The following is an 11,893-nucleotide window of genomic DNA, read 5'->3' as shown; positions in this document are numbered from 1 at the left end:
CCAGATACAGTCCCCCCGGGACGCAAATGCTGCGCGCTCACCTGCCATTTCGCCTTGAGCCCATCTTCGGTGATCTCCAGCACGACAATCTGATCGGCAACTTGCGGAAACTCTGTCTCAAGGAAAGTTTCCAACGCGGGGATATCCATCTTAAGTTCCATATCGGCCTCGGCTGGTTTAGAGTTTGAGCCAAGCAACACTGAAAGATACGAAATGACAATCCTGCACCGTGACGACCAAGATCATATTGCGACATTGACCATGGACGCGCCCGACAGGTTGAACGCATTGTCGGACGAAATGCTGGCGGCGTTGCAGGAAAACCTGGATTCAATCCGCGATGATGACGCCGTGCGCGCCGTCATCATTCGCGGGACCGGCAAAGCGTTTTGCGCGGGTCATGACCTCAAGCAGATGCAAGCAGGGCGACAATCACCTGACAAGGGCGCGGCCTATTTCGCCGATCTCTTCGCGCGATGTGCCAAAATGATGCAGACCATCCAGTCCCTGCCCCAACCGGTCATTGCACAGGTTCACGGGATCGCCACAGCGGCGGGTTGCCAGATGGTCGCCACCTGCGATCTGGCCATTGCCACCGATGAAACACGTTTTGGCGTCAACGGCGTGAATATCGGGCTATTTTGCTCAACACCCATGGTCGCCCTGACCCGCAACATCCCGCGCAAGGCCGCATTCGAGATGCTGACAACGGGACGCTTCATCAATACCCGCGAAGCGCAGGAACTGGGGCTCATCAATCGGGCGGTGGGCGCAGGCGAGTTAGACGAAGAAACCCGCGCGCTTGCCGAAACCATAGCTGTGAAACTGCCCGTTGCGGTCAAAACCGGGAAATCGGCTTTCTACAATCAAGCCCAGATGAGCACAGCGGACGCTTACGCCTATGCAGGTGATGTCATGGTCGAAAACATGCTCGATACGATGACTGACGAAGGCATCAACGCGTTTCTTGAAAAGCGCACGCCAGACTGGTCGTAGATTTCTTAATCCCGTCTAAACTTCCGCCGGAGGCATCCCCTCCTCAAAGCGCGCACTGCGACCGATCGCGGCCGCAGGCTGTCAAACCGCGCTTCGCCTTCTAAAAGCGCAACTCAGCATGGTATATTCAGATGCCTCGCACAGATTGCACCAACGGATACTGCGCCAGGAAGCGCCCGCGCAGGATTAGCGCCCAGAGAACCACAGCACCCAGTTGGTGGACAATGGCAATTTGCCAAGGCGCGGAATAAATCACGGTAATGATGCCCAGCACCATTTGCAAAAGCATCGTTGCCAGCATTGCATTAAACGCAAACCGCGTGTGCCCGTTGGCAGATCGACGCGCACGCACCCACACGAAGATGCCATAGACAAACAAAGCATAGCCCGCCATCCGGTGCATGAACTGCACAAGCCCCGCATCTTCGAAGAAATTGCGCCAGATGGGTTGCAGCCCGAAAGGTTCGGGCGGCAGGAACCCTCCGGCCATCAGTGGCCAATCTGGATAGGCACGCCCGGCATCAATACCTGCTACCAATGCCCCCAGGATGATCTGCAAAAAAGCAAAAGCGATCAGAACTGTACTTGCACGCACAAGCCCCGCGTCACTACTCCGGCGGGCCTGCAAGACATCCGCCTGTGAACGACCAAGCAGATAAATATACCACGCAATAAACCCGAAGATTACGAAAGCCAGACTTAGATGCGTGGCCAGGCGATATGACGCCACATCCAACATCCCTTCTCGCAGGCCAGACGATACCATCCACCAACCGATTGCCCCCTGCAATCCGCCCAATCCGCCGATGAAAACCAGCCTTCCGGTCCAACCATTGGGGATTTTCCTGGCCGCAAGGAAGTAAAAGAAACCCACCGCCCAGATCAGGCCAATGACGCGCCCCAATTGGCGATGCCCCCACTCCCACCAGTAAATCAGCTTAAATTCGGACATCGACATGCCTTTGTTTTGCAACTGATATTCCGGGATCGCGCGGTATTTGTCGAATTCTTCGACCCAGGCAGCCTGAGACATCGGCGGCAGTGCGCCGGTGACAGGTTTCCATTCAGTAATCGACAACCCGCTATCGGTCAGACGGGTCAGCCCGCCCACCGCGATCATCACAACCACAAGCACAAACAACACCATCAGCCAGCCACGGATCAAGCCGGGAGCGCCCCTACCAGCGCGGTCAATCCCGCCGGGGGCGGCTGTTTGTTTTGGGGTATCACCGACGTCTTCGAAAATGCTGCGCTGCGATGGCATATTTGGCCTCCCGTTTGACTAAACGTTACCTAGAACTGCGCAGCCTCATTCGCAAGGGTCAGGGTGCCGCAGGATATGACCGAAACGGCTCCCTACCCTTTTTCCTTCCAACGCACCATCTGGCGCATCATTCCGTGCAACATTTGCACATCTGCGCGGGTCAACGGCAAACGCGACCAAAGGTTGCGCAGGTTCATCTTCATGTTTGCAGCTTTATGTTCAGGAAAAAAGAAACCCGCCGTTTCAAGCCTTTCTTCAAAATGATCGCCCAGCTTTTCAATCTCGACCTGCTCTGCCCAGTCACCGACAGCATCCACGCGGCTGGCCTGTGTCGGCACTGCCTCCTGCCGCCATTCATAAGCCGTCAACAACACGCATTGCGCCAGGTTGAGCGATGGAAAGTCCGGATTGACCGGCACTGAAATAATTGCGTTGGCGCGCGCGATATCATCGTTTTCCATGCCAGAGCGCTCCGGCCCGAACATCACGGCAACCTTCTGACCTGAGGCAACCCGCGCGCGCGCATCTTGCATTGCGGCCTCTGGCGTCAGAACCAATTTCGTCAGGCCACGTGGGCGGGCAGTGGTTGCATAAACATAGTCACAATCAGCGATCGCGGTGGGCGTGTCGCCATAAACCTGCGCCTCATCCAGCAACCGGCCCGCGCCGCTGGCCATCGCGACGGCTTTTTGGTTCGGCCAGCCATCGCGTGGGTCGATAATGCGCATCCGGTCGAGGCCGAAGTTCCACATGCCGCGTGCGGCGGCGCCAATATTCTCGCCCATCTGGGGCCGGATCAAAACAAAGGCGGGCTGTGGGTCTGTGCGGGGCATGGTCGGTCCTGTTGCCAAGGGTCGCGGCGTGATACGCGCCCCATACCCGCATGGCAAGCGGCCCACCCCATAGCCAAGCCCGACAATCCCCGCTAGAAGCATCACACCAAAGACGAATTCCCGGAGACGCCCCGATGTCGGACGCCCAAGACCACCCACAGATTTACCTCATTAGCCCGGCAGAGTTTGATCTGTCCACCTATCCCGATCAACTTGCCGCCTGCCTTGACAGCACGGAGGTGGCCTGCATGCGTCTGGCGCTTGCGACAACAGATGAGGCGCGTATCGCCAAAGCCGCAGACGCCCTGCGCGAAGTGACCCACGCGCGTGACGTTGCCCTCGTGATCGACAGCCATATCCTGCTGGTCGAACGTCTGGGCTTGGATGGCGTGCATCTGCAAGATGGGGCGCGGTCTGTGAAAAAGGTCCGCAAGGATTTGGGTGATGACGCAATCGTGGGCAGCTTTTGTGGCAATTCGCGCCATGACGGGATGACTGCGGGCGAATTGGGGGCCGATTACGTCAGCTTCGGGCCTGTGGGTGCAACCCCCTTGGGCGATGGTCGCCAGGCTGAGCTGGAATTGTTCGAATGGTGGTCGATGATGATCGAAGTGCCCGTTGTCGCCGAAGGCGCACTTGACGCAGAGCGCATCCGCACCCTCGCCCCACATACCGATTTTTTCGGAATCGGACCGGAGATTTGGGATCAGGACACACCCGCCAAGGCGCTCTGCGCGCTACGGACCGCGATGCTGGGCTAAACCTGCGCGCACCTGCGCTTCCATTTCCGCCGCCAATGCTTTGCGCCCTGCGAAATCCGCCACATTCACAGGGGGATGATATACCAAATGCACATCACCTTGCCTGCGCGCGGCAAGCGTTGCGATCAAATGCGGTGCAAAGTCCATATCCCCCCACCATCCATAAAAGCGTGGGTCTTCGCCCGCAGGCGCGCGATATATGACGCTTACGGCCTGCATTCTCAGATTGTCCTTCAAAGCCTCATCAAAGAACGCCCCAAAAAGCGTCGGTTTGAACGGCAAGACCTGCATCCCGTCGGTTGACGTGCCTTCGGGAAAAAACAAAAGCTGATGACCTGCCGCGAGGCGCTCTTGAAAGACGCGGATCTGGTCGGCGACAGCGCGTTTGTCACGCACGATAAAGACCGTACCAGTCGCGCGCGCCAGCCAGCCAATGACGGGCCAGCCTGCTACCTCTGATTTGGCAACAAAATAAACTCGTTTCGCGGCATTCAAAGCAAAGATATCCAGCCAGGATGCATGGTTCGCCACGACCGCCCCTGCCCGCTGCATCGGTTCACCGGTGCGCCTATAACTGACGCCCAAAATTATCAAGGACAGGCGGCACACAGTTTGCGTGATGTAAGGGGTCACAGGGCGGCGCATCCCGAAAGCTGGGCGCTCAATCAGACGGGTCAGCAATAGCAGGCCCAAGCCGCCAAACACCAGTGCGACAAGCGGGACTGCGCGCAGTACGACCCGCAGCCAACCGGTGATGCCAATGGGTTTTGGCGCCGGATCATTTTCGCCATGCCAGGTATCAGCCACGCTGCGCCCCCGTCGTGTAAAGTTGTCCCTGCAAAGCGTTGATTGCATCGCGCTGTAAAATCAAACAAACATCTGTCGTGTTGAAGTCATGATCCACAAATACGCCTTCACCAATGCACCCACCCAGCCGCAGATAGGCTTTGATTAACGAGGGTATCAGACGGACAGTCGCCAGCCTGTCAGTATTTGCCGCCCGATTGCCAGGGAAAAATGCTGTCGACCCCTTTGCAGTGACCCGCAAGAATGGCGGCGCAAGATGACGCTCATGTAAAAGCGCCAAGGCCGGCGCCAGAGCCGCCGTGTCGGTGCCATGAAAAGAGGCCACTCCGAATAGTGTCTCAATTCCATGCGCTTCGACATAGTCCGTCAAGCCACCCCATAGATGGAGCATCGCTTCACCGCCGCGATAATCGGGGTGCAAACACGAACGACCCAATTCCAAAAGCCTGCCTCCTTTTTCATGCAGAGGCGACAAATCAAATTCCTGCGCACAATAAAAACCGCCCGCCTCATCGGCCATGTCGCGGGTCATCAAGCGATAGACACCCACAACGTCGTCTCCGGCAGGACGACTGATGTCTCGCAACAAAAGATGCGCGGCAAACGGATCGAATTGATCCCGCTCTAATTGCAGGTGATGATCGACATTATCACCACCTGCGCCAAGTTCATTAACAAATACGGCATAACGTAAACGCTGCGCCGCACGGATATCTTCCGCTTTTTTTGCGAGCTGAACCTCAAATATTGGCTGATTATCTATAAATTTCCGTACCATTGCGCATTAAGTGAAATTCTTGCCAATTAATAGTTTAGTAACTTTTTTAGCATTTTTTAAGATCAGCCGATGGAAACCCAGCTTTGCTTGACTCTCCTTATGGTTGTGTTTAGACATTAACAATTCTCAGTAATACGGTTTTACCATCAATGACGACCTTCCCTGCCTCTCGAAAATTCACGGTAATCTTGCCACCGATGTTGGATTGCACCTGGCCTATGCCCCAATCGGGTTGGTTCGGGTGTTCAACCAGCACCCCGGGCCCAAGGATTGCATTGATATCTGACATTTCATCCCTTTCATACCGGAGGCAGCGCCTTGCGACCTGATCTTGCGGCCCTTGTCGGTTCACGCATTTGTCACGACCTTATCAGCCCTATCGGAGCAATCGGCAATGGGGTTGAACTCTTGTCTCTGACCGATGGCGATACAGGCGTTGAGATGGAATTGATAAATGAAAGTGTTCAGAACGCCAGCGCGCGCATCAGATACTTTCGCATCGCCTTTGGTGCAGCGTCAGAAGAACAGATGGTCGGACGATCAGAAATCCTGTCGATCCTTTCTGCAAATGCCCGCGGCGGACGTGTCAACTACATTTGGCGAATTGAGGGCGATCAGCCGCGGCGTTTGGTACGCTGCGCCTTGTTGATGCTGCAGGCACTTGAGACGGCGATGCCGCTGGGTGGCGATGTGGAGGTCTCTCAGGACGGGCCAAATTGGGTGATGCGGGCCGCAGGAGCGCGCTTGAACGTGGATCGGCCTTTGTGGGAAAACCTCTTGTCGCCACAGCAGGAATTCACACATAGCGCCGCACAGGTCCAATTTGCGTTGCTACCCAGCGTGTTGGGCGAAGCCGGGCGCCGGCTACAGTTTGACGCCCAGCCCGATCACCTACTCGCACGGTTCTAGGGCCGAACAGCGCCCTTTCCCGTGACCAGATATTTAAAACTGGTCAACTGCACAGCACCGACCGGACCACGCGCGTGAAGCTTGCCAGTAGCGATGCCGATCTCTGCGCCCATCCCGAATTCACCGCCATCGGCAAATTGCGTTGAGGCATTGTGCATCAGGATCGCACTATCGAGTTCCTTAAAGAAATGCGCCGCAGCCTGATCGTCTTCGGTCACAATGGCATCGGTATGGCTTGAACCATAGGTGCGGATATGTTCAATCGCCGGATCAACGCCATCGACCAGCTTGGCGGCGCAGATCATATCCAAAAACTCTTTGCCAAAGTCATCTGGTTGCGCAGGTGTTGTGCCCGCAATCTTGGCCAAATCGCCATCAGCGCGCACCTCAACACCCGCCTTGAGCAAGGCGTCAATCAGCAGCGATCCGTGCTGCGTATAGAAGCGCCAATCAATGAGAAGGCATTCCATGGCACCACAAATTCCGGTGCGGCGCGTTTTGGCGTTAAGCACGATCTCTAGCGCCATTGCGGGGTCAGCCGTCGCGCCCACGTAGATGTGGCAGATGCCCTCAAGATGGGCAAAAACTGGGACACGCGCCTCACGTTGGACCAATCCGACAAGACCTTTGCCGCCGCGCGGCACGATGACGTCAATATAATCCGTGGCGGTCAGCATCGCCGAAACTGCCGCACGATCACGGGTCGGAACAAGTTGAATCGCAGCCTGAGGCAGCCCCGCTTGCTTGAGTCCGATTTGCAGACATTTGTGGATCGCGGATGACGAATGAAAACTCTCAGACCCTCCGCGCAGGATCACCGCATTGCCAGATTGCAGGCATAACGCACCTGCGTCAGCGGTCACATTGGGGCGGCTTTCATAAATCACCCCGATCACACCCAAAGGTGTGCGGACACGTTGAATATGCAGACCGCTCGGCATGTCCCATTCGGTCATCACCTCGCCCACGGGATCGTGTTGTGCCGCCACATTGCGCAAACCCTCTGCCATCGCGCGAATCCGTGGCTCATCGAGCATCAGACGGTCCATCATCGCAGGGCTAAGACCCTTTTTTTCGCCGTAAACCTGATCTTCGGCGTTGGCATCCATGATTTCGAGACGGTGTTCCCAGATCGCGTCTGCGGCCCCGATCAGGGCCGCATATTTGCGCTCTGACCCGGCCGTTGCCAGCACGGCTGCGGCCGCGCGGGCATCTGCGCCGATTTTTTCCATCATCGTATTGATTGTCTCATGATCTTTCATGCGTTTCATCCTCTACAACACCATATCGTCGCGGTGCACCAAAGCGGCCCGCCCTTCATAGCCCAGTACATTCACGATGTCGCGCGAATGGCGCCCCATGATCTGGCGCGCCTCAGCACTTGTGTAACGGGCGAGCCCCTGCCCCAATCGCATGCCATCGGCTGCAAGCAATGCGACCAGATCACCGCGACCGAAACTGCCGCTGATCTGCGTCACGCCCGCCGGCAAAAGGCTTTTTCCACGCCCCAAAGCCGCAACAGCGCCTTCGTCCAAGGTGATCGTCCCCTTCGGTTTCAAGGCCGAAATCCACAGTTTGCGCGCTGCCTGCGGGTCTGTCTGCGCGGTGAACCATGTCACGCGCGCGCCCTCTTCAAGTTTTGAAAGCGGGTTCAATCCGGTACCAAGCGCGATAGCCATCATGCACCCGGCCTCTGTCGCGATCTTTGCTGCCATGACTTTGGTAATCATGCCTCCCTTGGACAGGCCAGAGCCCGCGTCACCGGCCATCGCCTCAATCTCAGAGGTTATTTTATCCACAATTGCAATGTGTTGCGCGTCACTTCTCAACTTAGGATTGGCAGTGTATATCCCATCCACATCCGACAGAAGCACCAGTTGATCTGCCCCAACCGTGACAGCGACCTGGGCAGCGAGGCGATCATTGTCGCCATATCTAATCTCATCCGTTGCGATTGTATCGTTTTCGTTAACAATCGGCGTGACCCCAAGCCCAAGCATCGTTTCCATCGTCGCACGGCTGTTCAGGTAACGGCGGCGATCCTGAGAATCCTCCAACGTCACAAGCACTTGCCCGGTAATGATATCGTGCGGCCGCAAGGCCTCTTCATACGCACGGGCCAGCCGGATTTGACCGACCGCCGCCGCTGCTTGCGATTGTTCAAGCGTCAAAGCGGAGGCAGGCAGGCCCAAAATCCGGCGCCCCAATGCAATGGATCCGGACGAAACAACAATCACATCCGTTCCTCGCGCACGTATGCGGGCGACATCCGCGGCCAGCGACGTTAGCCAGTCCTGCCGCAGCGCACCAGTCCCACTATCGACCAACAAGGCCGATCCGATCTTGATAACAAGGCGTTTAGCGTCCTTCAGGGATGCCATGGTTCTACCTCGCCCTGATCCTCCTCTGCCGCTTTGCGTTGGCGCAGGCGGTTGTCGTCGATCTCGCTGCGCAAGGCGCGCAGCACATCGGGAATACCCTCACGGCTGACGCCGGACATCATCATCACAGGGCCTTTCGCCACAGCCGCAAGCTCATCGCGCAGGAATTCACGTTCTTCATCGTCCAATGTGTCGATCTTGTTCAGGACTGTGATGCGCGGCTTATCGGCAAGCTCCCCGCCGTAGGCCTCAAGCTCTTGAATAATGGTCGTTAAATCGCCCGCAGGATCACCGGAGGTGCCATCGATCAAGTGCAAAAGCACAGCACAGCGTTCAACATGGCCCAAGAACATATCGCCAAGACCGCGGCCTTCGCTGGCACCTTCGATCAAGCCGGGAATGTCGGCGACGACGAATTCAACCTCATCAATGCCGACAACGCCAAGATTAGGGATCAGCGTCGTGAACGGATAATCGGCCACTTTCGGGCGCGCGTTCGAAGTCGCGGCAAGGAAAGTCGATTTGCCCGCATTGGGCATCCCCAACAGACCCACATCGGCAATCAGTTTCAGACGCAGCCAAATCGTGCGCTCGATCGCCTCTTGGCCGGGGTTGGACCGTCGCGGCGCTTGGTTAGTGGCAGACTTAAAGCGCAAGTTGCCCCAACCGCCATTGCCACCCTTGGCGATCACAATTTTCTGACCCACTTCTGTCAAGTCCGCAATGACGGTTTCCTCGTCTTCGTCAATGATTTCAGTACCTACAGGCACACGCAAAACTTTCGCCTCGCCGTCTTTGCCCGTGCGCTGACTGCCCATGCCATGCTGGCCGCTGCCTGCAAAGAAGTGCTGTTGATAGCGGAAATCGATCAATGTGTTCAGGCCTTCCACGGCCTCAACCACCACGTCACCGCCCTTGCCGCCGTCACCACCATCAGGGCCGCCGTATTCCATGAATTTCTCGCGTCGGAACGAGATACATCCGCCGCCACCGGCACCAGACCGGATATAAACCTTGGCGAGATCGAGGAATTTCATAAGTTTGGCTTTCTGACGCTGTTATTAACAGCCGATAAACGACTGCGCGCCGGTTCTCAAGCGAAGCCTGCTAGGACCCCAGTTTGAGCGTATACGTCCAGGTTGGCACCGTCGCATTGCGCGACACCGAGAATGCCTCTGCATCGCCAAGGTAGTCAAATCCGCAATTCGTCAGCACGCGGGCTGAGCCGGGGTTATCCTGAAACACCTCTGCAAAGATCCGGTCGGACTTATGGGGGTCGGCGGCGATCAAAGTGCGCACGGCTTCTGTCGCGAAGCCGGTGTTCCAGAATGCGGGTGCAATCCAATAAAAGATCTCAGACTGGTCGCGGTCCATACGTTCAAGGCTAATGAGTCCCAGTGCCTCAGCGTGACCATGCGCGGAGCCGTCGATGACCCACACATCTTCGGTCCGGCCAGCATGGGTGGCACGTTCAATCATCGCCTCCACAGATCCGGGCGGCAAAGGATGCGGCATCGCACGGGTTCCACGTGCCACGCGATCATCGCCCGCATACATGGCAATCAATCCGGCATCAGACTTCCGGCAAGGGCGCAGCACAAAACGATCCGCTTCGATCGTCTCTTGGATCGTGATATCTTCATGGCGCATTGTCTTCCTCCCCGAAAACACGTCGATCCTGCCGGAACTACCCGCAATAGGTGGCAGAAATATGAATAAAAAAGGGGACCGGTCTAAACCGATCCCCTCAAAAACTTTAACCTGAGATTTTCGGCTTATTCAGCGGCCTCCGCCACTGGGAGAACCGAAATAAAGGTACGGCCCTTGAGGCCCTTATGGAATTTGACGTTTCCATCAATGGTTGCAAAGATCGTGTGATCCTTGCCCATCCCGACGCCCATGCCTGGCCACATCTTTGTGCCGCGCTGACGCATGATGATGTTCCCGGGAACAACGACTTCGCCGCCGAATTTCTTGACGCCAAGACGACGACCAGCTGAGTCGCGTCCGTTACGGGATGAACCGCCTGCTTTTTTATGTGCCATTGGTGTCTCTCCTTAGCCTTTTGCCAGCTCAGCCGCTTGGGCGATCCAGCCTTCACGTTCAATACGGCCCTTGAACGACAGTTTCTCGTCCATAGCAGCCACATCATCCTCAGTCCATGCCGCAATCTGCGCGAATGTTGTCACGCCAGCAGCAAGCAGCTTTTTCTCAAGTGCAGGGCCAACACCGGACAGTGCCTTCAGATCATCAGCGCCGGCTGCCGCTGAGGGTGCAGCTTTCGCCTTCGGCTTGTCAGCCTTGGGTGCAGGGTCGGCCTTCTTAGGTGCCGCTTTCTTTGCGGCAGGCTTTGCAGCTGCGGGAGCTGGTGTTGCAACAACGCCAGCGCCGGAAACAGCGGCCATAACGCCGGATTTGTCAGCGCCTTTTTCAAGGATCTCGGCAATGCGCACGAGCGTCAGTTGCTGACGGTGCCCCTTTTTGCGCTGGCTGCCGTGCTTACGACGGCGCTTTACGAAGTTGATCGTCTTTTCGCCCTTGATCTGGTCGATGACCTCAGCCTGGACGCCAGCGCCCGCAACCAAAGGTGCGCCCACAGTGGAGCCTACCATCAGAATCTCATTGAATTGGATTTTATCGCCGGCATTTGCTGCCAGTTTTTCGACGCGCAGAACGTCGCCAGATGCGACCTTATACTGCTTGCCGCCGGTTTTGATAACCGCAAACATATGTTTTTCCTTCATTTTTCGCGTCTCTAAGGCCCCGGATTGATCCGGCGTTTGGTACCTGTGGACTGCGCGCCCGTGGGCGAATTTTCGCATAATCCCTGATAAGAGCCTTACCGGGATGGCGGCTTATGTGCCTGATCGTTTTTCAAGTCAAGACCAAAGACGGCGAAAATCCGAAGCTTTGCTGCCGCCACATGATCCGCACGCAGACCAGCGGGCAGGCAGCAGCATTACGATGAAAGCGAGGCGAAATGCGCCACCAAGGAATCGCGTTTCGCCACTAAATCCCAAAACGCCTTCGACTTGGCGATATCATCCGCCATATCCCGTGGAATGCCACGCGCGATCATGCGTTGATAAAGCGTTTCAGGATATCCCGGAATGACGGGCGGGACACTGACCATCGGGTTGATATCGGCAGGGATTGCTGCGGCT

At 56.7% G+C, this 11,893-nt stretch carries 14 protein-coding genes and 1 pseudogene; 3 read left to right on the top strand and 12 right to left on the bottom strand.

Translation table 11 applies throughout. The features are described from left to right. Window positions 1-159: 159 nt before the first annotated feature. Window positions 160-996: an enoyl-CoA hydratase gene (locus ACFDSS_RS10630; RefSeq protein WP_375255720.1), complete on the top strand. Its 837-nt coding sequence runs from the start codon at window positions 160-162 to the stop codon at window positions 994-996. A gap of 127 nt (window positions 997-1,123) precedes the next feature. On the opposite strand, the gene ctaA is transcribed toward ACFDSS_RS10630, so the two are convergent. Both ctaA and ACFDSS_RS10620 read right to left on the bottom strand, forming a co-directional pair. Beyond that, on the bottom strand, window positions 1,124-2,260 hold the full coding sequence (gene ctaA / locus ACFDSS_RS10625; RefSeq protein ID WP_375255719.1) for a heme A synthase: 1,137 nt from the start codon (window positions 2,258-2,260) through the stop codon (window positions 1,124-1,126). A gap of 92 nt (window positions 2,261-2,352) precedes the next feature. After that, a complete protein-coding gene (locus ACFDSS_RS10620; RefSeq protein WP_375255718.1) occupies window positions 2,353-3,093 on the bottom strand; it encodes an RNA methyltransferase in 741 nt (246 codons plus the stop codon). Window positions 3,094-3,227: 134 nt separating this feature from the next. Between ACFDSS_RS10620 and ACFDSS_RS10615 the strand changes: the two genes are divergently transcribed. Further along, window positions 3,228-3,854 carry a thiamine phosphate synthase gene (locus tag ACFDSS_RS10615; RefSeq protein WP_375255717.1) on the top strand — a complete coding sequence of 209 codons (627 nt, stop codon included), beginning with the start codon at window positions 3,228-3,230 and terminating at the stop codon, window positions 3,852-3,854. Here the strand turns inward: ACFDSS_RS10615 and ACFDSS_RS10610 are convergent. The 3 genes from ACFDSS_RS10610 to ACFDSS_RS10600 form a co-directional block, all read right to left on the bottom strand. Further along, window positions 3,831-4,661, bottom strand: a complete 831-nt coding sequence (locus ACFDSS_RS10610) for a lysophospholipid acyltransferase family protein (RefSeq protein ID WP_375255716.1) — start codon at window positions 4,659-4,661, stop codon at window positions 3,831-3,833. The two genes, ACFDSS_RS10615 and ACFDSS_RS10610, sit on opposite strands and share 24 nt — an antisense overlap. Further along, complete coding sequence (locus ACFDSS_RS10605) at window positions 4,654-5,439, bottom strand: GNAT family N-acetyltransferase (RefSeq protein ID WP_375255715.1); 786 nt, start codon at window positions 5,437-5,439, stop codon at window positions 4,654-4,656. The genes ACFDSS_RS10610 and ACFDSS_RS10605 overlap by 8 nt, the downstream gene beginning before the upstream one ends. 109 nt (window positions 5,440-5,548) lie before the next feature. Next, window positions 5,549-5,728, bottom strand: coding sequence for a DUF3553 domain-containing protein (locus tag ACFDSS_RS10600; protein WP_375255714.1), 180 nt, complete (start codon window positions 5,726-5,728; stop codon window positions 5,549-5,551). Between the two features lie 29 nt (window positions 5,729-5,757). Here ACFDSS_RS10600 and ACFDSS_RS10595 point away from each other — a divergent pair, with 29 nt between their 5' ends. Next, a complete protein-coding gene (locus ACFDSS_RS10595) occupies window positions 5,758-6,348 on the top strand; it encodes a histidine phosphotransferase family protein (RefSeq protein WP_375255713.1) in 591 nt (196 codons plus the stop codon). Here the strand turns inward: ACFDSS_RS10595 and ACFDSS_RS10590 are convergent. The 7 genes and pseudogenes from ACFDSS_RS10590 to ACFDSS_RS10560 form a co-directional block, all read right to left on the bottom strand. Next, a complete protein-coding gene (locus ACFDSS_RS10590) occupies window positions 6,345-7,610 on the bottom strand; it encodes a glutamate-5-semialdehyde dehydrogenase (protein WP_375255712.1) in 1,266 nt (421 codons plus the stop codon). The genes ACFDSS_RS10595 and ACFDSS_RS10590 overlap by 4 nt on opposite strands. Window positions 7,611-7,622: 12 nt before the next feature. Continuing rightward, window positions 7,623-8,729, bottom strand: coding sequence for a glutamate 5-kinase (proB, locus tag ACFDSS_RS10585; RefSeq protein ID WP_375255711.1), 1,107 nt, complete (start codon window positions 8,727-8,729; stop codon window positions 7,623-7,625). Then, window positions 8,717-9,766, bottom strand: coding sequence for a GTPase ObgE (gene obgE, locus ACFDSS_RS10580; RefSeq protein ID WP_375255710.1), 1,050 nt, complete (start codon window positions 9,764-9,766; stop codon window positions 8,717-8,719). The genes proB and obgE overlap by 13 nt, the downstream gene beginning before the upstream one ends. A gap of 70 nt (window positions 9,767-9,836) precedes the next feature. Continuing rightward, window positions 9,837-10,379, bottom strand: coding sequence for a GNAT family N-acetyltransferase (locus tag ACFDSS_RS10575; protein ID WP_375255709.1), 543 nt, complete (start codon window positions 10,377-10,379; stop codon window positions 9,837-9,839). A 125-nt stretch (window positions 10,380-10,504) separates the two neighbouring features. Next, window positions 10,505-10,774, bottom strand: a complete 270-nt coding sequence (gene rpmA / locus ACFDSS_RS10570; protein ID WP_008236907.1) for a 50S ribosomal protein L27 — start codon at window positions 10,772-10,774, stop codon at window positions 10,505-10,507. 12 nt (window positions 10,775-10,786) lie between these two features. Continuing rightward, window positions 10,787-11,458: a 50S ribosomal protein L21 gene (locus ACFDSS_RS10565; protein WP_375255708.1), complete on the bottom strand. Its 672-nt coding sequence runs from the start codon at window positions 11,456-11,458 to the stop codon at window positions 10,787-10,789. A 230-nt stretch (window positions 11,459-11,688) separates the two neighbouring features. Then, window positions 11,689-11,893, bottom strand: a pseudogene (locus ACFDSS_RS10560) (hypothetical protein); the annotation flags it as partial.

It is taken from the genome of Yoonia sp. (genome assembly GCF_042093035.1).
Classification (GTDB): Bacteria; Pseudomonadota; Alphaproteobacteria; order Rhodobacterales; family Rhodobacteraceae; genus Yoonia.
The sequence above is the reverse complement of the archived record's forward strand: the minus strand, read 5'-3'. Positions and strand labels throughout refer to the sequence as shown.

Bases quoted from the DNA above. Each gene is read 5' to 3' on its own strand.
- ACFDSS_RS10620 (WP_375255718.1), bottom strand. From the start codon at position 3,093: ATGCCCCGCACAGACCCACAGCCCGCCTTTGTTTTGATCCGGCCCCAG.
- ACFDSS_RS10615 (WP_375255717.1), top strand. From the start codon at position 3,228: ATGTCGGACGCCCAAGACCACCCACAGATTTACCTCATTAGCCCGGCA.
- ACFDSS_RS10600 (WP_375255714.1), bottom strand. From the start codon at position 5,728: ATGTCAGATATCAATGCAATCCTTGGGCCCGGGGTGCTGGTTGAACAC.
- ACFDSS_RS10605 (WP_375255715.1), bottom strand. From the start codon at position 5,439: ATGGTACGGAAATTTATAGATAATCAGCCAATATTTGAGGTTCAGCTC.
- ACFDSS_RS10565 (WP_375255708.1), bottom strand. From the start codon at position 11,458: ATGTTTGCGGTTATCAAAACCGGCGGCAAGCAGTATAAGGTCGCATCT.
- obgE (WP_375255710.1), bottom strand. From the start codon at position 9,766: ATGAAATTCCTCGATCTCGCCAAGGTTTATATCCGGTCTGGTGCCGGT.
- rpmA (WP_008236907.1), bottom strand. From the start codon at position 10,774: ATGGCACATAAAAAAGCAGGCGGTTCATCCCGTAACGGACGCGACTCA.
- proB (WP_375255711.1), bottom strand. From the start codon at position 8,729: ATGGCATCCCTGAAGGACGCTAAACGCCTTGTTATCAAGATCGGATCG.
- ctaA (WP_375255719.1), bottom strand. From the start codon at position 2,260: ATGCCATCGCAGCGCAGCATTTTCGAAGACGTCGGTGATACCCCAAAA.
- ACFDSS_RS10575 (WP_375255709.1), bottom strand. From the start codon at position 10,379: ATGCGCCATGAAGATATCACGATCCAAGAGACGATCGAAGCGGATCGT.
- ACFDSS_RS10590 (WP_375255712.1), bottom strand. From the start codon at position 7,610: ATGAAAGATCATGAGACAATCAATACGATGATGGAAAAAATCGGCGCA.